The organism is Nonomuraea terrae, from assembly GCF_044465245.1.
Lineage (GTDB): Bacteria > Actinomycetota > Actinomycetes > Streptosporangiales > Streptosporangiaceae > Nonomuraea > Nonomuraea terrae.
In genome coordinates, this window is record NZ_JBITLL010000002.1 from 590,799 (window position 1) to 609,525 (window position 18,727).

20 protein-coding genes are annotated in these 18,727 nt (G+C 72.3%); 7 read left to right on the forward strand and 13 right to left on the reverse strand.

The annotated features are described in order from the left end of the window. Positions 1–20: 20 nt before the first annotated feature. From ACIBP6_RS09105 to ACIBP6_RS09120, 4 genes are read right to left on the reverse strand one after another with little or no spacing between them, the layout of a single operon-like run. Positions 21–863 carry a serine hydrolase gene (locus ACIBP6_RS09105; protein ID WP_397050316.1) on the reverse strand — a complete coding sequence of 281 codons (843 nt, stop codon included), beginning with the start codon at positions 861–863 and terminating at the stop codon, positions 21–23. Beyond that, entirely contained in the window at positions 856–2,169 is a 1,314-nt protein-coding gene (locus ACIBP6_RS09110) for a serine hydrolase domain-containing protein (RefSeq protein ID WP_397050320.1), read from the reverse strand. The genes ACIBP6_RS09105 and ACIBP6_RS09110 overlap by 8 nt, the downstream gene beginning before the upstream one ends. Before the next feature lie 10 nt (positions 2,170–2,179). Beyond that, complete coding sequence (locus tag ACIBP6_RS09115) at positions 2,180–3,490, reverse strand: serine hydrolase domain-containing protein (protein WP_397050322.1); 1,311 nt, start codon at positions 3,488–3,490, stop codon at positions 2,180–2,182. Next, a complete protein-coding gene (locus tag ACIBP6_RS09120) occupies positions 3,454–5,463 on the reverse strand; it encodes a S9 family peptidase (RefSeq protein WP_397050324.1) in 2,010 nt (669 codons plus the stop codon). Before ACIBP6_RS09120 ends, ACIBP6_RS09115 begins: the two co-directional genes overlap by 37 nt. A gap of 200 nt (positions 5,464–5,663) precedes the next feature. On the opposite strand from ACIBP6_RS09120, the gene ACIBP6_RS09125 reads away from it, so the two are divergent. Together ACIBP6_RS09125 and ACIBP6_RS09130 are read left to right on the forward strand one after the other, a co-directional pair. Beyond that, complete coding sequence (locus ACIBP6_RS09125) at positions 5,664–7,523, forward strand: glycoside hydrolase family 3 protein (protein ID WP_397050326.1); 1,860 nt, start codon at positions 5,664–5,666, stop codon at positions 7,521–7,523. Continuing rightward, a complete protein-coding gene (locus ACIBP6_RS09130) occupies positions 7,523–8,800 on the forward strand; it encodes an exo-beta-N-acetylmuramidase NamZ family protein (RefSeq protein WP_397050328.1) in 1,278 nt (425 codons plus the stop codon). Before ACIBP6_RS09125 ends, ACIBP6_RS09130 begins: the two co-directional genes overlap by 1 nt. On the opposite strand, the gene ACIBP6_RS09135 is transcribed toward ACIBP6_RS09130, so the two are convergent. The 3 genes from ACIBP6_RS09135 to ACIBP6_RS09145 all read right to left on the reverse strand — a co-directional run bounded on the left by ACIBP6_RS09135 (position 8,797) and on the right by ACIBP6_RS09145 (position 10,402). Beyond that, positions 8,797–9,414, reverse strand: a complete 618-nt coding sequence (locus tag ACIBP6_RS09135; RefSeq protein WP_397050330.1) for a hypothetical protein — start codon at positions 9,412–9,414, stop codon at positions 8,797–8,799. The two genes, ACIBP6_RS09130 and ACIBP6_RS09135, sit on opposite strands and share 4 nt — an antisense overlap. A 38-nt stretch (positions 9,415–9,452) precedes the next feature. Then, the gene (locus ACIBP6_RS09140; protein ID WP_397050332.1) at positions 9,453–10,133 is read right to left on the reverse strand and encodes a hemerythrin domain-containing protein; all 681 of its coding nucleotides are present in this window, start codon (positions 10,131–10,133) and stop codon (positions 9,453–9,455) included. Between the two features lie 134 nt (positions 10,134–10,267). Next, a complete protein-coding gene (locus ACIBP6_RS09145; protein ID WP_397050334.1) occupies positions 10,268–10,402 on the reverse strand; it encodes a hypothetical protein in 135 nt (44 codons plus the stop codon). 157 nt (positions 10,403–10,559) lie between these two features. Between ACIBP6_RS09145 and ACIBP6_RS09150 the strand changes: the two genes are divergently transcribed. Beyond that, positions 10,560–11,489 (forward strand): AraC family transcriptional regulator, encoded by a 930-nt coding sequence (locus tag ACIBP6_RS09150; RefSeq protein ID WP_397050336.1) that lies wholly within the window; start codon positions 10,560–10,562, stop codon positions 11,487–11,489. Positions 11,490–11,549: 60 nt separating this feature from the next. Here the strand turns inward: ACIBP6_RS09150 and ACIBP6_RS09155 are convergent, their stop codons facing one another. Together ACIBP6_RS09155 and ACIBP6_RS09160 are read right to left on the reverse strand one after the other, a co-directional pair. After that, the gene (locus ACIBP6_RS09155) at positions 11,550–12,359 is read right to left on the reverse strand and encodes an alpha/beta hydrolase (RefSeq protein WP_397050338.1); all 810 of its coding nucleotides are present in this window, start codon (positions 12,357–12,359) and stop codon (positions 11,550–11,552) included. Next, positions 12,356–12,982: a TetR/AcrR family transcriptional regulator gene (locus tag ACIBP6_RS09160; protein WP_397050340.1), complete on the reverse strand. Its 627-nt coding sequence runs from the start codon at positions 12,980–12,982 to the stop codon at positions 12,356–12,358. Before ACIBP6_RS09160 ends, ACIBP6_RS09155 begins: the two co-directional genes overlap by 4 nt. A gap of 284 nt (positions 12,983–13,266) precedes the next feature. Between ACIBP6_RS09160 and ACIBP6_RS09165 the strand changes: the two genes are divergently transcribed. Together ACIBP6_RS09165 and ACIBP6_RS09170 are read left to right on the forward strand one after the other, a co-directional pair. Further along, positions 13,267–13,887, forward strand: coding sequence for a hypothetical protein (locus ACIBP6_RS09165; protein ID WP_397050342.1), 621 nt, complete (start codon positions 13,267–13,269; stop codon positions 13,885–13,887). Next, on the forward strand, positions 13,884–14,063 hold the full coding sequence (locus ACIBP6_RS09170) for a hypothetical protein (protein ID WP_397050344.1): 180 nt from the start codon (positions 13,884–13,886) through the stop codon (positions 14,061–14,063). The genes ACIBP6_RS09165 and ACIBP6_RS09170 overlap by 4 nt, the downstream gene beginning before the upstream one ends. 60 nt (positions 14,064–14,123) lie before the next feature. On the opposite strand, the gene ACIBP6_RS09175 is transcribed toward ACIBP6_RS09170, so the two are convergent. Together ACIBP6_RS09175 and ACIBP6_RS09180 are read right to left on the reverse strand one after the other, a co-directional pair. Further along, on the reverse strand, positions 14,124–14,570 hold the full coding sequence (locus ACIBP6_RS09175) for a DUF4383 domain-containing protein (RefSeq protein WP_397050346.1): 447 nt from the start codon (positions 14,568–14,570) through the stop codon (positions 14,124–14,126). An 85-nt stretch (positions 14,571–14,655) separates the two neighbouring features. Then, positions 14,656–14,901 (reverse strand): hypothetical protein, encoded by a 246-nt coding sequence (locus tag ACIBP6_RS09180; RefSeq protein ID WP_397050348.1) that lies wholly within the window; start codon positions 14,899–14,901, stop codon positions 14,656–14,658. A gap of 131 nt (positions 14,902–15,032) precedes the next feature. Between ACIBP6_RS09180 and ACIBP6_RS09185 the strand changes: the two genes are divergently transcribed. Together ACIBP6_RS09185 and ACIBP6_RS09190 are read left to right on the forward strand one after the other, a co-directional pair. Further along, positions 15,033–16,010 (forward strand): SDR family oxidoreductase, encoded by a 978-nt coding sequence (locus ACIBP6_RS09185; protein WP_397050350.1) that lies wholly within the window; start codon positions 15,033–15,035, stop codon positions 16,008–16,010. Between the two features lie 3 nt (positions 16,011–16,013). After that, complete coding sequence (locus tag ACIBP6_RS09190; RefSeq protein ID WP_397050352.1) at positions 16,014–17,639, forward strand: RecQ family ATP-dependent DNA helicase; 1,626 nt, start codon at positions 16,014–16,016, stop codon at positions 17,637–17,639. Between the two features lie 3 nt (positions 17,640–17,642). Here ACIBP6_RS09190 and ACIBP6_RS09195 read toward each other — a convergent pair whose 3' ends face one another. After that, complete coding sequence (locus ACIBP6_RS09195) at positions 17,643–18,170, reverse strand: proteasome activator (RefSeq protein WP_397050354.1); 528 nt, start codon at positions 18,168–18,170, stop codon at positions 17,643–17,645. Continuing rightward, a complete protein-coding gene (locus tag ACIBP6_RS09200) occupies positions 18,088–18,615 on the reverse strand; it encodes a DoxX family protein (protein ID WP_397050356.1) in 528 nt (175 codons plus the stop codon). The genes ACIBP6_RS09195 and ACIBP6_RS09200 overlap by 83 nt, the downstream gene beginning before the upstream one ends. Positions 18,616–18,727 lie beyond the last annotated feature (112 nt).

Sequence of the window (18,727 nt, forward strand, 5' to 3'; positions counted from 1 at the left end):
ATAGTCCACGAAAACGGACATCAGCGCAGCTGTTCCACGGCCAGGCGGGCGGCGCGGCCGATGACGGCGTCGGCGTGCGGCAGGCGTTCCCTGATGACCTCGCTGCGCACGAAGACGGCGACGGCGTAGCGCCTGCCGTCGGGGTACTCCACGACACCCGACTCGTTGCGCACGCCCCACAGGCTGCCGGTCTTGCCCGACACCTTGACCTCGTCGGGGAAGCCGGCGCTCAGCCGGTGCGGCCAGATCTGCTCGCCCATGAGCCCGCGCACCTCGGCGCACGCCTCGGGCGGGCCGGCCTCGTCGCGCCAGACGAGGCTGAGCAGCGCGGTGATCTCGCGCGGGGTCCCCGCGGTGGTGCGGGCCGGGTCGCGCACGGCCATGGCGCGCAGCTGCTCCTGCGAGGCGGCGTCCCAGTCGTCGCCGATGTCCTGCCTGACCTGGTCGAACAGCTCGGCGCAGCCGCCGATGAGCCGGGTGCGGCGCAGGCCGAGCGCGGCGAGCGTGCCGTTGACCCGGTCGAGCCCGACGCGGCGCAGCAGCACGTCGGTCGCGGCGTTGTCGGACATGGTGATCATGAAGTGGGCCAGGTCGCGCAGCGTGAGCGACACGTCGTCGTGGCAGCCGGAGGTGCCGATGCCGCCGTCCTTGTCGGCGGCGGCGACGGTGAGCCGCTCGGTGCGGCTGATCTCGCCGGCCGCGGCCTGCCGGGCGTACTCCAGCGCGACCGCGATCTTGAAGACGGAGGCGAGCACCACGGGCTCGTCGGGGTCCAGCCCCGTCTCGGCGTCGCCGTCCACCTCGCGGGCGTGCAGGAAGCCCCGCACGCCCGCGTCGGCGAAGACCCCGGCCAGGTCAGGCACGCGCCACCGCTCGGCCGTTGTGCAGGTAGGCGGCCCGCCCGTCCCGCAGCACGAAAGTGATCGAGTCGTAGCGGCCGTCCTGCGGCTCGGCGGAGATGAACGACTCGCCGTGGAAGTGCACATACCTCCTGGTCGTACGGGTGGCGCCCATGCTCTCCATGAGCGGGCCGGGCAGGAGTGTGACGTCGAGACCGTTCTCGGCGGCGGCGACCTCGTAGCCGTACTGCGGCCCGCGGTAGCCGCCCACGTACGGGGCGCCGTCGACGGCGGCCGGCTCCCGCGGCGGCACGCGCGGACTCGGCACCGTCAGGCCGGTCGCCTCCTCGATGACCGGCATCGCCACGTCGGCGACCAGCCCGGCGAAGGAGCCGCCGTTGCCGGTCATGGCGATGACGAAGTCCGAGCCGGGCACGATCCGCCAGAACGTGCTCTGCCCCGGCGTGTTGCCGTCGTGGCCGAACGCGCCCCAGCCGAACAGCTCCACCCCGAGACCCCACTTCTCGGCCAGCGGGGCGCCGCCGCCGGGCACGTCGATCTGGGGCGTGAGCATCGCGGCCACCGACTCCTGCGACAGCACCCGGGTGCCGTCGGGCGCGACGCCGCCCGCGGCCAGGGTGCGGCCGAACGCGACCAGCTCACGCAGCGCCAGGCTCATGGTGGCGCCGGCCGGGGCGTTGGAGCGGGGCATCAGCCACTCGGAGTAGACGGCGTTGTCCGGCCCGACGTGCCCGACCGCGGCGCGGAAGTACACCGCCTCCTCACCGAGGAGCGCGGCGTGCGTGACGCCCAGCGGGCCGAACAGGTGCTCGCGCATGGCCTGCTCCCAGCTGACGCCGCGCAGCCGGGCCACCAGCGCGCCGAGCACGCAGTAGCCGGCGTTGCAGTAGGAGAAGATCTCGCCGGGCTCGTGCACGCGACCGGCGCCGCGCAGGTACTCCAGGTACTTGTCCAGGCAGTCGTCGCCGCGGCCGGTGTCCTCGAACAGGTCGCCGTCGAAGCCGGCGCTGTGCATGAGCAGCTGCCGTACGGTGACGGCGCCGTGCGCGAAGTCCGGCAGGTACTCCCCCACGGGGCTGTCCAGCTCCACCAGGCCCTCGTCGGCCAGCTGCATGACCAGAGCCGCGGTCCACACCTTGGTGGTGGAGCCGACCTGGAACACGCTGTCGGTCGTCGCCGCCACGCCGGTGTTCCTGTTGACCACGCCCGCCGCGGCCTCGTGCAGCCGGCCGTCGCGCCACACCGCGACCGACGCGCCGGGCACGCCGTGCTCCTCTATCGCCTTCTGGAGGCGGTCCTGCAGGTCCATGTCCGTCTCCTCAGCCGACCTTGGGGGTGGCGCGCGCGCCCATGTGGATGTACGGGGTGCCGTCGGCCAGCTCGAAGAAGACGGCCGTCATCCAGTCGCGGGTGCCGGGCGCCTGGAAGGCGAAGAGGTTCTCGTCGATGGGGACGAAGACGGACTCCTCGGGCTTGTGCAGGCCGGCGAGCTCGCCGGTGGACTCCATGCGCAGCGTCCCCTTGCCGTCCTCGACGGCGATCGTGATCCGGGCGCCGGCCCGCTCGTACACGCCCGCGTACGGTTCGAGGTCCACCTCGGGCGGCGTGTCCGACGGGACCGGGGACGGCGGCACGGTCAGGCCGTCCAGCTCGGCGAACAACTCCGTGGCCACGGCCCGGGTGAACGCGCCGCTCTGGCCGCCGTTGGCGGTCACGCAGACGACGGTGCCGGTGCCGGGGACGACCCAGAGCATGGCGTGCTGGCCGATGGTGTTGCCGCCGTGGGAGATGACCTTGTGGCCGCTCCACTCGTCGAGGATCCAGCCGATGCCCCACTGCTTGCCCAGCGTGTACGGGTTCGGGATGTCGACCTGCGCCTCCCACATCGCGCTCGGGTCCTCCAGCAGTCCGCCCTCGAGGTGGGCGCGGCCGAAGGCGACCACGTCGGCGGGGCGGGCGCAGATGAGACCGGCCGGGCCCATCGACCGCATGAGGCCCCACTGCGGGACGGGCTTGCCGTCGTCGTGGCCGATCGCGGAGCGGAAGCGCAGCACGTCCTCGGGCAGCGTCCAGGTGTGGGAGAGGCCGAGCGGCTCGCAGATGCCCTCGCGCAGGACGTCGTCCCAGCGCTTGCCCTCCAGCACCTCCAGCACCCGGCCGGCGACGACGAACCCGGCGTTGCAGTAGGACTGGGTGACGCCGAGCGGGTGGTTCAGCGCCACGTCCGCCAGGGCCGCCACGTACTTCTCCACGCAGTCGTCACCGCGGCCCGTGTCGATGAACACGTCGCCGTTGATGCCGCTGGTGTGGCAGAGCAGCTGCCTGATGGTGACGGCCTTGGTGACCTCGGGGTCGACCAGCTTGAACTCGGGCAGCACCTCGGCGACTGGGGTGTCCAGCGTCAGCCGGCCCTTCTCGACCTGCTGCATGATCAGCGTGGCGGTCCACACCTTGCTGACCGAGCCGATCTGGTAGAGGGCGTCGGTGGTGGCGTCCAGGCCGGCGGTGGTGTTGAGACTGCCGGCCGCGAACTCGTGCAGCTCGCCTCCGTGCCAGTACGCCAGCGCCGAGCCGGGAACCTCGTACTCGGCGATCAGCTCGGCGAGCCGATGACCCATTGCTCCAGCCACGCGATGATCCTTTCGTTGTAGTCGTGCCTGTGCGAGGGGCGCCCGCTCAGGATGAACAGATGGCTAGCGCCGGGGTAGCGCACCAGCCTGACGGGGACCCGCCGCTCGCGCAGGGCGGCGAACCACTGCTCGGCCTGGCCGACGGGGCAGCGGTCGTCGTTCTCGCCGTGCAGGACGAGGGTCGGCGCGGTGACGCCGGCGACGTGGGTGATGGGCGACTGGGCGGCCAGGTCCCCGGCGTACTCGTGGGTCTTCATCAGGTGGCCGAGGTCGGAGGTGCCGCTCAGGCTGGACAGGTCGCTGACGAGGCCGCCCGGGATCGCGGCCTTGAACCGGCCGGTCGTGGCCGACAGCCAGCAGGTCATGTAGCCGCCGTAGCTGTAGCCGGTGACGGCCAGCCGGTCGGGGTCGGCGACGCCCTCGGCGACCAGGGCGTCGATGGGGGCGAGCAGGTCCTGGGCGTCGGCCAGGCCCCAGGCGCCGATCGAGGCGGTGTAGAACGCCTCGCCGTACCCGTCGCTGGCGCGCGGGTTGACGGTGAGCACGGTCCAGCCTTGGGCGGCGAGGACCTGGTGGTAGAGGTGGACGCCGTCGAAGACGGGCGACCAGGCGTTGTGCGGGCCGCCGTGCACGTCGAGGAGCAGCGGGCCGGGCGTCCGCGCGGACTCGTCGCGCAGGACGAACGCCTCGACCTGGGTGCCGTCGGGGGCGGTGAAGGTGCGGCGGCGGGCCTTGAACAGGTCTACGCCTTCGACGGCGTAGGTGGTGAGTCGGGATATATCCGGCGCTGACGCGCCAGATATATCCGACATTTCGCCTGACGCGACTTTTTTCGGGCCGGAGGTTGAGGCGGCGCCCGACTCCCCGCTCGACTCGGCGGCCGGGTCCTGGCCGGTGGCGGTGCCCGGGTCGGCGCCGGCACCAGGGCCGAAGGTGGCGAGATAGACGTCGCCGGCGCTCTCCTGGGTGGCGGCCACGTACGCGACCGCTCCGGCCGCCGTACTGATGCCCGAGATGTTGACCTCGCCGGGGACGAGGCGCTCGCCGGGCGCGCGGTAGAGGTGGGTCGAGCCGCCGTCGCGGGCGCAGAAGATCAGATCCTCGCCGAGCAACGCCGGGGTGCCGCCGGGGTAGCCGGGCGCGCCGGTCATGACGTTCCGGTCGAGGCCCGTCTCCACCTCGGCCGCTCCCCCGGGCCCGAGCGCGAACAGGCGCGCGTGCCCCACGGGGGTGTTCTTGCGCCCGGCGGCGATCAGCCGGTCGCCGATCCACCAGACGCCGCCGCACAGCAGCTCCGGCTCGCTCAGCGGGTCGGGGACAGCGCCCTTGGCCGCGTCCACGGCGTACGCGGTCCCGCCGAGGTCCAGGTCGCGGTCGGGGTGCATGGAGGCGACGAAGGCCAGCCTGAGCCCGTCGGGAGACCACGTCGGCTCGCTCGCGTGGAAGTCGCCCTCGGTGACCTGGACCGTCTCTCCGCCGTCCACGTCCGTGACGAAAAGGTGCCTGGTCACGCCGCGCAGCAGCCCCGCCCCGTCGGCCTTGTGGTCGAGCCGGTCGGCCACGACAGGAGCGTGCGGCGAGGCGGCGGCGCCGTCCGGGCCGGGGCCTACGGGGGCGGCGAAGGCGACGCGCGCGCCGTCCGGCGACCACACGGGCACGCCCGCGCCGAGCGCGGCCGAGGTGATCGCGACGGCCTCGCCGCCGTCCATCGGCAGCAGGTGGATCTGCGGCCGGCCGTCCACCGGGCGCAGGAACGCCAGTGTCCGCCCGTCGGGCGACCAGCGCGCGGCGCTGCCGGCGGCGAGCCTGCGCGGCTCGGCGCCGGGCGCGGCCAGCCAGATCTCGGTACGGCTCTCGTCGGCGTCGCGGTCGGCCGTCGTCAGCGTGTACGCCACGGCCTTTCCGTCGGGACGGATCCGCGGGTCTGAGGGGATGGCGATGCGGTAGAGGTCATCGAGGACGAGAGGCGGCATGAACGAACCGTAGAGCCCCGCGCTCCGGGCATCTTCGGTGCTTCCCACAAAGGGCGCCGCCCAGGTTGTGCCCGAGTCCAACGGCGCCCGCGAAGTTTCCGGCGAAGAAGGCGTTGACCATCCACCGGGATGAAAGTAACTTCCGGGCAGTGCCGTGACCTTGCATGAAATTTCCAGACATGCGAGGAGTTGGAGGAGACATGCGTCACCCGCGGTTCCTGGCCCTGGCGGCGGCGATGATTCTCAGCGTGGGGACGGCTCCGGCCGTACACGCTGACAGCGGTGAGGATCCGTGGATCCTCGGCAAGATCGCGAGCATGCCCCTGGAGGAGAAGGTCGGGCAGCTGTTCGCGACGAACGTCTACGGCGAGAGCGGCGACACGACCGCCCCCGCCGACGTGGCGGCGAACCAGGCGATGTACGGCCCTGGCATCGAGAACGGCGACGACCTCATCGCGCGGTACAAGCCCGGCGCGATCCTCTATTTCCGCTGGTCGAACAACCTGCACGACCCCGTGAGGACGGCGGGCCTCTCCAACGACCTGCAGCGGGCGGCGCTGGCGCAGCCTGCGAGGATCCCGCTGCTGATCGCCACCGACCAGGAGCACGGCGCCGTCTACCGGCTCGACGAGCCGTTCACCGCGTTCCCCGGGCAGATGGCGCTCGGCGCGACCCGCAGCGCGGGCCACGCGCTCACCGCGGGCAAGGTCACCGGCCGGGAGCTGGCCACGCTCGGCATCAACCAGGACTACGCGCCGGTCGCCGACGTCAACGTCGACCCGCGCAACCCGGTGATCGGCGTGCGCTCGTTCGGCGAGGACACCGGGCTGGTGTCGGAGCTGACCCGGGCCTCCGTCCGCGGCCTGCAGCAGGGCGGCGTCTCGGCGGCCGTCAAGCACTTCCCCGGCCACGGCGACACGGTCAACGACAGCCACAACAGCGTGCCGTGGATCTTCCACACGAGGGAGCAGTGGGAGCGGATCGACGCGCCGCCGTTCCGGGCCGGCATCGCCGCCGGCGCCGACATGATCATGACGGCGCACGTCGTCATGCCGTACCTGCAGAGCGACTGCGACGTACAGACCCAGGTGGGCTGCGACCCCGCGACGCTCGACCCGGAGATCATGACCGGGCTGCTGCGCGAGGAGCTCGGCTACGACGGCGTCGTGGTCACCGACTCGCTGTCGATGCAGGGGGTGCGCGACAAGTACGGCGACGACCGGGTGCCGGTGCTCGCGCTCAAGGCCGGGGTCGACATGCTGATGATCGTCGACGACCCGGCGAGCACGATCTCCTTCGACGTCGCCTACAACGCCGTCCTGAACGCCGTCCGCTCCGGCGAGCTGACCGAGGAGCGCGTCGACGAGTCCGTCCACCGGATCCTGCGCCTGAAGAAGCAGCGCGGCTTCTTCGACGGCGACCAGCAGGTCGACGAGGGCAAGGTGCTCCAGCGGCTCGGCTCCCCCGCGCACCAGGCGCTCGCTCGCGCGGTCGCCGACCACAGCGTGACGCTCGTACGGAACGACTCCGGCGCGTTGCCGCTGACGGACACCGGGCAGCGGGTGCTGGTGACCGGCTACCGCAACGTCGCGCCGCCGTCCGTCAAGATTCCGCCGGCCGAACGGCTGGCCGAGGCGATCGGCGATCTCGGGGTGACCACGGAGCTGTTCGAGACGGGGACGAGCCCGAGCGCGGCCACCGTCGCCGCGGCGGCGGCCAGGGCCCGTGCCAGCGACGTCGTGGTGGTCGCCACGGTGAACACCGCCGGCTCGGCGTCCCAGCGCAGTCTCGTCAACGCCCTCCTCGCCACCGGCAAGCCCGTCGTCGTCGTGGCCGCCCGCAACCCGTACGACGTCGCGGACTTCCCCGGCGCTGCGGCGTTCGTCGCGACGTACTCGTGGGAGCGGCCCGCGATGCAGGCCGCGGCGCGGGTACTGTTCGGCCGGACCGACCCCACGGGCAGACTGCCGGTGACGATCCCGGCCACCGACGGCTCGGTCCTCTATCCGTACGGACACAGCCTGAGTTATCGATCCTCCCCAGGACGGAGCAGCACCTGATGGGCACTTTCTTCTCGCGACGGGCGATCCTGTCGACCTCGGCCGTCGCCGTGGCCGGCACGGGCGTGGGCCTGCCGTCGCTCGACCGCCGTCCGCGGCCGGCCAAGCTGCGCACCGGTGTCGAGGTCCTGATGGCCGACGACTACCGGCTCGTACGGGGCCAGAAGGTCGGCATCGTGACCAACCCGACCGGGATCCTGCCGGATCTCGGCCACGAGGTGGACGTCATGGCCGCCAGTGACGACATCGACCTCGTCGCGGTGTTCGGCCCCGAGCACGGCTTCCGCGGCACGGCCCAGGCCGGCGGCTCCGAAGGCTTCTACGTGGACGAGCAGACCGGGCTGCCGGTCTACGACACGTACCTGCAGAGCGGCCAGGCGCTGGCCGACATCTTCACCAGGTCGGCCGTGGACACGATCATGTTCGACATCCAGGACGTGGGCGCCCGCTTCTACACCTACATCTGGACGATGTTCGACTCCCTGCAGGCGGCTGCGCTGGCGGGCAAGCGGTTCGTCGTCCTCGACCGGCCCAACCCGATCACCGGCCGCCGGGCGTACGGGCCGATCATGACGCCGCCGTTCGCCACGTTCGTGGGCCGGGAGGCGATCTCCCAGGCGCACGGCATGACCGTCGCCGAGCTGGCGCGGCTGTTCAACGCCGAGTTCCTGGACCGGCCGGCCCAGCTCGAGGTCGTGGAGATGCGCGGCTGGAAGCCGGACATGACGTACGAGGAGACCGGCCTGCCCTGGGTCATGCCGTCGCCGAACATGCCGACGGTGGACACCGCGTTCGTCTACCCGGGCACCGGCATGTTCGAGGGCACCAACCTGTCGGAGGGACGCGGCACCACCCGGCCCTTCGAGCTGATCGGCGCCCCGTACGTCGACCACCGGTGGGCGGACGCGCTCAACGAGCTGGACCTGCCCGGCGCCGCGTTCCGGCTCTCCTACTTCACGCCCACGTTCTCCAAGCACGCGAACACGCTGTGCGGCGGGGTGCAGGTGTACGTCACGGACCGGGAGGCGTTCGACCCGGTCAGGACGGGCGTCGCGATGATCGCCACGGCCAAGCGGCTCTACCCGGACGGCTTCGCCTGGCGCTACGACACCTCCGACCCGCAGCGGCCGTACTGGATCGACAAGCTGACCGGCTCGCCCCAGGTCCGTACCGACATCGACGCCGGCAAGGACCTGGACGAGGTCGAGGCCGGCTGGGCCGGCCCGCTGCGGACGTTCGCGGAAACGCGCGAGAAGCACCTGATCTACCGCCGCTAGCGGGTGGCCGGTGGATCAGCCGGCGGCCCAGCCTGCTGATCCACCGGCTTGTCCGCGTCTCGAAGGCCCCGGGCGCCCAGCCTGCCGAGGGCGGTCCAGGCGACGGCCGTGACGCCGGCGGCCAGAGCCAGGACGAGAGCGACCAGGAGACATTCGAGGACATGCCCGTTCAGCAGGGCAGGCGTGGGATGACTGACCACCACGATCGGGGCCGTCCGCGTGGGGCCCGCGCGAACGGCGACGATCATGTGCTGCTTCGAGGACAGCCGTGCCACGGGATCGCCAGGGCCCGGTGGGAGGCCGAGGAGGGCGGGCCGGTCCCGAGCGGCTGCGCTGGCCGTCAGGACGGTGCCGCGAGCGTCGGTGATCTGCACCATGTCGATGTCGCCGGAGAGCGGCAGCGGGTCGGGCAGCCTGCTCGGCGGGACGGTGCGGGCGGCGACGCACCACTGACGCGCCACCCGTTCGTCCAGGCGGTAGACCTCTTGGGGCAGCGTGTGGCGAACGGCCAGGTCGGCGGCGGCCCCGAGCGCGGCCAGAACGGTCAGTGCGACCAGGGCGGTGATCGTGGTGCATCGCGCTCGGGAGGACCGGGGACGGCAGATCGCGATCATGATGTGCCCCCCAGGTCTGCCTCCCAGCGGCGGCACGGTCAGGCCAGCACGCGGGGAGGCATGGCGATGCCGTACAGCCGCTGGGCGTAGGTGGCGTACGCCGCGGTGGCGACGTCCCTGATAGTCGGCCGGACGTCGGCGGGCATCCGGGCCATGATACCGGCGATCACCTCGGGGTCGCCCTCGTACATGACCATGCCGAAGACGACGGCGAATGCGTCGGGCGGCGTGTGCGCGGCGCCCTCCTCGGCCACGCGCGCGTACTCCTCCGCGGTGAGGTGTCTTTCGATGAGCGGGACGACCCGCGCCTCCTCGAGGGCGAGATGCTCGTCCAGCAGGGGCAGCAGAGCGTCGAGCACCTCGGCGACAGCGTCCCGGTCGTGGGCGGAGGCGCTCTTGCGCCAACTGGCCAGCGCCGTGTCGAGCCGCACGTAGCCCTGGTGGATGCGCTCGTGCTGGTCCTCCATGACGGAGACGATCGCGGTGAGCTCCGCGTCGACCCGCTCCAGCAGGAGGGGCCAGATGTGCGTGTCCTCGGCCATGTGATGGCCGTGCAGCACCTGGTTCATCAGCGCGATGTGGTCGGCGACCACCGTGAGGCGCGGCCGGTCGCCGGCGGTCACGGCGCGGACCAGGCCGGGCATCATGCTGTATTCGCGGCGGAACATGGTGTGCACCGCGAACATGTCGCGCGCGTCGGCAGGACGTTCATGGGTCATGGTGGATGTTCTCCTGATGGTCTTCGAGTCGGAGGGCGAGGCCGGACCCCGCCCTCACGGCACGCTAATGACCGGTTGTCCCGATGACTCCGCCGAAGAACCACATCCTGCGCGATGTGGACAGGCTTCCGCGTTCACCGGACCACGCGTGACGCCAGGCCGTTGGCGGCGCGCAGCCGCGGCGAGCTCTCCTTGCTCGCGTGCATGAGGATCACCAGGTGGTGATGCCTGACGCCGAACCACACATTGACGTTGTCAGAACAACTCACCGCCACCGCGTTCCCGCTCACGTCGCGCCCCGGACGCTGCGCTCGGCTGGACTGCCCGTACGCTCGGGACACGGGGGATGACCGAACGACATCAGGGGGGATCGTGACGCCATGCTCGTCCTCGATCCTGCGCCGTACGTGGGATCACGCACTGTCCTTGGACGACGAGAGAAAGGAGTTGGCCGGCCTCTTCGACTCCTTCGACATCGACGCTCCCGGCGGCGACCGGCCCTTGGTGAAAATGCGTTACGCGCAATGCGGGCCCGTCGCTTTCGGCGATGTGACTCATAGCGGGGACGTGCTGGTACGGCCCGCCGACAGCCGGTCCGGCTACCATTTGCTGGTCCCGCTGAACGGCCGGCTCCGATCCCATTACCTGGGGACGGACATCGTCCTGCCGTGCGGAACGGCGCTGCTGTACCGGGCGGAGGGAGCCGTCTCCACCAGGGTGGGCGCCGGCGTCCGGGTGCTGAACGCCAGGTTCGACCTGGCCCATGTCCACCGGGTGCTGGAGTCGCAGGTGGGCGAGCCGGTGGACGAGCAGATCCTCTTCTCGCCGGTTTTCGAGCGATCGACGGGCCGGGGTATGAGCTGGACCCGGATGCTGCTGACGATCATCGACCAGCTCGGCCTCGACGACAGCGTCATGCTGACCCCTTCGGTGGCGCTTCCCTACGCCGAGAGCCTCGTCCACGGTCTACTGCTGACGGCCGACCATCCCTACCGCCGGCTGCTCGACCGGCAGGCTGAGCCCGCCCGGCCCGGCGCCGTCCGTATCGCGATCGACCTCATGGAGGCCGCACCCGACCGGCCCCTCACCACGTCCGTGCTGGCGGCGGAGGCTCACGTCAGCGTCCGCAGCCTTCAGGAGGGCTTTCGGCACCATCTCGGCATCTCACCCATGGCCTACCTTCGGGAGGTACGGCTGCGGCGCGCCCACGAGAGCCTGCTGGCCGCCGACCCCTCAACGACCACCGTCGCCTCCGTCGCACGCCGCTGGGGCTTCACCCACCTGGGCCGGTTCGCGGCGGTCTACCAGACCGCTTATGGCCAGCCGCCGGCCACCACATTGCGCGCACCGCGTTAGACGCACCGGCCCGGCACCTCCCTGCCCCTCCGAGGGCCGCGGCGCAGGCCCGTACGCCGTCTATCCCCGGTGGACCATGGCGGTGATGTCGCGGAAGAGGCGGTCGCAGGCGGCGGTCGCCTCGGGGCTCGTGTCCTGGATGAAGCCGTGCGTCAGGCCGGGCTCGCGCCGGTGGGTCACCCGGACGCCGGCCTGGGCGAGACGGCGGGCGTAGGCGTCGCCTTCGTCGCGCAGGGTGTCGTGCTCGGCTGTCACGACGAGCGCGTCCGGCAGGCCGGACAGATCGGGCACGAGCAGCGGGCTGGCGCCGGCCCGGTCTGCGTCCTCGGGGATCCAGCGGGAGAGCGCCCAGCGGAGGAAGGCGGCGTCGGGTTCGAGGCCGTCCTCCAGGATGCTCGGCTGCGACAGCGTCAGGTCGGTGTTGGGGCAGAGCAGGATCTGCGCGGCGGGCAGCGGCTCGCCTTCGTCGCGTAGCCGCAGGCAGGTGAGGGTGGCCAGGTGGGCGCCGGCGCTGTCTCCGGCCACCGCGACCGGCCGGGAGCGGCGCAGCACCGCGGCCACGTCGTCCACGGCCGCCGGGTACGGGTGCTCGGGCGCGCGCCGGTAGCCGACGGACAGCACCTCGACGTCGCAGGCGCGGGCGATGCGCCGGCAGGCCCGGTCGTGGGTGTCCAGGTCACCCATGACGAACGCGCCGCCGTGCGCGTACACCAGGAGGGGTCGCGGCCGCGGTGCGGGCCGGTAATGACGCAGCGCCACCCCGTCCGGGCCTCGCACGTCCCGCACGGACGCGAGCTCGGGGCCGCGCGGCCGCCCGGCGGCCCGCCGCCGCGCGCCTTCCCGCAACTCGACCACATCAGGAACGGTCACGACGGCCGCTCCTCCGGAACGTCGCGGACGCTCATCGGGGGTCTGGCCGTGGGGCGGGGTGCGGTGATGACGGCGAGGGCGGTGGCCAGGTCGTGGCTGGAGGGGGCGCGTCCGGGGTCGACGAGGTACTGCGCCATGACGCCGGTCAGCAGCGCCTCGTAGAAGCCGCCCACCAGCCAGGCGTCGGGATGGTCGGGCCCGAGACCGCCCAGCACGTCGGCCAGGCCGAGGCGCGCCTGCTCCAGCCCGGCGGCCAGGTGCCGGCGGACCTGGTCGGCGTGCGCGCTCCGCCCGAGCGCGTCGAACGTGGCCGCCCAGAGGGGACGGTGAGCCTCGAACGACTTGATGATCTGGGCCCAGGCCGTCTCGAACCGCTGCAACGAGTCGGCGCCTGGATCGACGGGGACGGCCGCCAGCGCCTGCGTCAGCTCCTCGGCCCAGTCTCGCGCCGCCTGCGAGAGAGCCTCGTTGAGCAGCGCCTCCTTGGAGCCGAAGTGGTAGCCGACGGCGGCCGGGCCGACATCGCCGGCGGCGGCGGTGATGTCGCGGATGGTGGTGCGGGCGTAGCCCTTGGCGTAGAGGCAACGCTTGGCCCCGTCGATCAGGTCTTCGCGGTTCCCCATGAGGCGGGAGCCTACAGCAGCACTAAAACGCTTGACTTAGAGCCTGGCTGTGTGCCTGTCAGCCGGACGTGGCCGGAGAGGCTCGACCGAAGGCGTTCCCTGCCGGGGCCGGAGCGCGAGTCCGCGTTCTGGTGACCGGCGACCGCCTATGGGTCACGCCGCCATTCACCGACATCAGATCCGTTCTCTCTTGGCGAGTTCTGACCAGCCAAGAAATCGGACCTTATTTTCCCAGTGACACTAATAGTCACAAAGTTCGAGAATTGTCACTAGCATCTCACCTCGTGCCCAACGAGCATCACCACACCGAGCCGCTGCCCATGATCGCCTTCGAGCCGCAGTCCACGGCGGTCTCCGTGGACCAGAGCGGCCGTCGCCGGCGGCTCATCATCCTTGGTTCGATCGCCGGGACTCTGGCCTTGTTCGGGTTGCTCGTCGTCGTGGTCGGCGGGCTGTTCTCCAACACGACGCAGGCCGTGAGCGGCCGGCCCGGGGGCCAGCCCGGCGGCCCGGCCGCCACGGCTTCGCCCGACCGTTCGAGCCCCACACCGACGCGCCGTACCACGCAGGCGGGCCGGCCGCCGATGGCGACGCAGACCCTTGTCCGCTCGCCCTCCCCCACCGCCGACCGGCGCAGAACCAGCACGGCCCAGCCGACACGGGCACAGACCCAGCGGGATCCCGTGCAGTCGCGCACCAGAGCACCCGGGGAAAGTCCGGAGTCCGAGCAGCCGATCGCGGACCCCCGTGGCACGACGAGCGCGGAACCGAGCAGAGAGCCGACCCGCGGCGAGAGCACCGCATCCGCGCCCACCGCCGAGCCGGCGCCGACGCGCAGGGACAGGCCGGGCCGCGGCATTCCGCCGGGACACGACCCGAACAGACAGAAGGGGCCGAAGGGTTGAGCCATCCCGCCGACCAGGCCGGACCGCCGATTCCGGCCGGGCAAGACTCCTGCGCCGTCATGGTGACCCAGTCGGTGGCCATGGCGATCCTCGGCGTGCGGCTGCGCCGGCACACGATCAACCGTCAGCGCACGTTCACCGCGCCGGGCACGCTCGCCCGGCACGCCGGCCCGTGAGCGGCAGGCTACTCGCCGACGTGGTGGGAGCGCGCCTCCCACCACGTTCTCGGACGCTCGCTAGAGCGCGGCGTGCGTACGCCGCCGGGCCAGCAGGGCTCCGAGCGCGATCATCCCGACGCCCAGCACCAGGTGCAGCCAGTTGTCGGCCGTGTTGAACGGGGCGAAGTTGGCCGGGCTGCCGTGCGGGACGATCAGCCCGTAGAGCCAGAGCACCAGGTAGATGATGCCGCCGATGATCAGGAAACCGCGTGCCCCCGCCCACGTCCTGGCCAGGAGGACGCCGGCGACCCCGAACACCAGGTGAACGATGTTGTGCAAGATCGACACCTGGAACAGGCCCAGCAGCAACGCGCCCGACTCGTGGCCGGCGAACTGCATCTGGCCGTAGTTCGTGGTGATGCCCGGGATGAACCCGAGAATACCGATCAGCAGGAACACGGCACCGACGACGAGCGCCGCCAGCTGGACCGTGCTCTTGGTGGCGGAGGAAAGAACGCCGCTCATGGCGCCTCCCTTGTCGTACCGGTCATAACCCCCTGCGCCTACCCCCCAGACGGGCCATCACGCACACCGCGACCTGCGGAAATCCTTATTCGAAATCGTCCGGGTTCAGTTCCTTGATCCGGATGCACGGGTCCTCGTCGTAGCGGCTGCGCCCTTCGGTGTCGTCGCCCTCCTCGAAACCGGGCGTCGCGCCGGGTGTGACGCCCGCAGGGCGCCTCGACACCTCCGCCTCGGTCGGGGTCAGGGGCGTACGCGTCGCTTCCTCGGCGCTCCCCCGCTCGACGTGTTGTCCGGCCGCTTTCACGGGCGTTGTCTTTTCCTGCTTGCTCATCGTGCCTCCCCCGCCGGCGCCCGGGACGCCGTCCGAGGCCGTCGTTCACCTCATCCGGTTCCCTCTGCCCGCCTTGCCCCGTCTTCATGCGGATCGTTTAGCCGCAGGCCACGGGGTAGGTTTCGGCTCTCATGAGACTCAACGACAAGGTCGTCGTGATCACCGGCGCCTCCAGCGGGATCGGCCGGGCCACGGCGCTCGCGTTCGCCGCCAAGGGGGCCGCGGTGGTGCTCGGGGCGCGCGGGCACGAGGCCCTGGAGGAGACCGTACGGGAGTGCGTGCGCCGTGGCGGGCGGGCGGTCGCGGTGCCGACCGACGTGAGCGACGCGCACGCCGTGCAGCGCCTGGCGGGACAGGCGGCGGCCCGCTTCGGTGGCGTCGACGTGTGGGTCAACTGCGCCGCCGTCACGCTGTTCGGGCCGTTCGACCAGGTGCCGCTGGAGGACTTCCGCCGGGTGCTGGACGTCAACGTCATGGGGTACGTCCACGGAGCCCGCGCGGCGCTGCCGCACCTGCGTCACCGGGGCGGGGGCATCCTGGTGAACGTGTCGTCGATCGCCGGGGCGGTGGCCCAGCCGTACGCGCACGCGTACACGATGTCGAAGCACGCGATCCAGGCGCTCGGCTCGAGTCTCCGCCAGGAGCTGCGGCTGCAGGGGGCGGACGGAGTCGGCGGCGTGAAGGTGTGCACGGTGATGCCGGCCGTCATCGACACGCCGCTGTTCCAGCACGCGGCCAACCGGACGGGGCGGCAGGTGCGGGCGATGCCGCCGGTGTACTCCGCCGAGCGGGTGGCCCGCGCCGTCGTCGGCCTCGTTCGCCGGCCGCGCCGTGAGGTCGTCGTCGGGCCGATGGGCCGTTTCCTGGTGGCGCAGGCGAGGCTGGTGCCGGGCCTGACGGAGAAGATGATGGCCGGTCAGGTCGAGCGGTCCCATCTGGCGCACGAGGAGCCGGCCGAGGCGACGCACGGCAACCTGTACGAGCCTGCTCCTGGTCCCGGCTCGGTGCGCGGCGGCTGGCACGGCAGGCGCAAGACCGCCGTGCGCCGGGCCCTGGCCGCGGCGGCCGTCGTCGGCACGGTGACCGCCGCCCGCCGCGTCCTGCGCTGACCGATGCGTGATACTGCCGCGGCCTGCGAGCGCACGGCGAGAGACGCCCTCGGCCTGACCGAGCTGCGGCCCGGCCAGCTGACCGCGATGACGGCGCTGGCCGAGGGACGTGACGCGCTGGTGGTGATGCCGACGGGCGGCGGCAAGTCGGCGATCTACCAGGTTCCCGCCCTGCTGCTGGAGGGACCGACCCTGGTGGTCTCGCCGCTGATCGCCCTGCAGCGCGACCAGGTCGAGGCGCTGCGCGAGCGCGACGAGGACGCGGTGCGCCTGGACGCCGGCACCGCGGCGGGCACGCGGGCGGCGGCGTTCCAGTCGCTGCGCGCCGGGCGGACGGAGTTCCTGTTCTGCGCGCCGGAGCAGCTGGCCAACCCCGACGTGCTCGGCGAGCTGGCCGCCGCGCGCCCGTCGCTCATGGTGGTGGACGAGGCGCACTGCGTCTCGGCGTGGGGGCACGACTTCCGCCCCGACTACCTGCGGCTCGGCGCGGCGGCCGAGGCGCTGGGGCGGCCGGTGATCGCGGCCCTGACCGCGACCGCCGCGCCGCCGGTGCGGGCGGAGATCGCCGAGCGGCTGGGGCTGCGCGATCCGCTGGAGGTCGTCCAGGGGTTCGACCGGCCGAACATCCGGCTGGAGGTGCGCCGGGCGCTGGACGACCCCGCCGGCGACATCGTCGCCGGCGTCGCGGCCGAGAGGGGGCCGGGGATCGTCTACACGGCCGTGCGCAGGCAGACGACCCGGCTGAGCGGGCTGCTCGGCGAGCGGGGCGTGCGGGCGGCGGCGTACCACGCGGGGATGCGGCGGGCCGAGCGCGACGAGGTGCACGGCCGGTTCATGGACGGCGACGTGGACGTGGTGGTGGCGACCAGCGCGTTCGGCATGGGGATCGACAAGCCGGACGTGCGGTTCGTCTACCACGCGCAGACGCCGGGATCGCCGGACGCGTACTACCAGGAGATCGGCCGGGCGGGCCGCGACGGCGAGCCGGCCGGCGCGGTGCTGTTCTACCGGCCGGAGGACCTGGGGCTGCAGCGTTACTTCACCGGCGGCGCGCCCGACGAGGAGACGCTGGCGCGGGTGGCCGAGGCGGTGGCGGCCTGCGGGCCCGGGAGCACGCGCAAAGGGCTGGGCGAGCGTACCGGTCTGTCGGCGCGGCGGCTGACGAAGCTGCTCGACCTGCTGGAACGGGCCGGTTCCGTACGGCTGGGCGCGCGGCGGATCGACCCCGCACCCGGGGCTCCGGACCCGCGGGAGGCGGCCGGGATCGCCCGTGAGCTGGCCGAGCGCCGCCGGGACGTCGAACGCACCCGGCTGGAGATGATGCGCCGCTACGCCGAGACGGCCGACTGCCGGCGTCGTTTCCTGCTGGGGTACTTCGGCGAGGAGCTCGCGGAGCCGTGCGGCAACTGCGACACCTGCCGCGCGGGCACGGCCGAGCAGCAGCGGCGGGAGTCGGAGACGGGCCCGTTCCCGCTGCACGCCCGGGTGGAGCATCGCAGCTGGGGCGCCGGCCAGGTCATCCAGCGCGGCGAGGACCGGCTGACGGTGTTGTTCGAGGAGGCCGGCTACCGCGAGCTCCAGCTCGACACGGTGCTCGCCGAGGACCTGCTGAAGGAGCTGCCCTCCTGACGCTCAGCGCGCGGGATCTCCCGGTCGGGGTCTGCTGGGCCGCAGGGCGCGTACCTGCCGGGCGAGGCCGGCGCGGTGGAGGTTCATCGCGACCTGCACGCCGTGCCACAGGCCCTCCACCCAGCCCAGCAGCTGCGCGTGCGCGATGCGCAGCTCGGCGTGGGTCGGGCGGCCGTCCAGGGACGGGCGCAGCGTGTCCAGCTCCGCGCGCAGCTCGGGCGGCAGCACGTCGCCGATCTCCGCGCTGATCCGCTCGTACAGCGTGCCCAGGCGTTCGCGAGCCCGGTCGTCGAGGGTCATCTCGCGCAGCTCGCCGCACAGGTGCCGGACCGTCGTGGCCAGCCGGACGAGCTTGTCCTGCCGGGCCATGGCGGCCAGCTCCGCCGCGGGCCACATCTCCTTGCGCGGCGGCGACGTGGTGTCGCCGCGCCCCTGGCCGGCCCGCTCGTCAGGCTCCTTGCCGCTGTCGACGACGAACAGACCGGCCGGCGACCGCCTGATCCGGAGCTCGTCCGCCTGAACGCCGAACATCGTCTCTCCTTCCGCGCCGGCGGCGCCGCTCGCCGGCCCCGCCCGTCCGGGGCCGGTCGGCGTCGCACCGACCGGCCGGGTGCGTCGTCAAACGCGGGCCAGGTGCCCGCCGGACCGCTCCAGCTCGACCCCGCCCTCGGTGTTCCACAGACCGTTGGACAGATGAACCGGACAGATGAACCGCGCAGGCCGCGAGCATCACGCCGATCACCATCGCGGACGCCGGCGGCGTCAGGAGACCGGCGATCAGCAGCACGCCGCCCAGCGTCTCGGTGAGCCCGGCCGTCGGCGCCGGCCGCCGCGCCGGCCGGAAGCCGGCCGGGTCGAAGAACGACGCCGTGCCCGCGAGACCGTGACCGCCGAACCAGCCGAACAGCCTCTGCAGCCCGTGACCGGCCGGCAGCGCCCCCGGCACGACGCGAAGGACGAGCAGCCCGAAGTCCATGCATGTCTCCCTCGGAGCCGAACTGCATCTCCAAGATTATTAAACCTACAAGTGAAGTCACAAGTTCCCGCGAGTGCGCCGTGGGCGTGCGGCGGTGCGCCGAAGCGGAAGG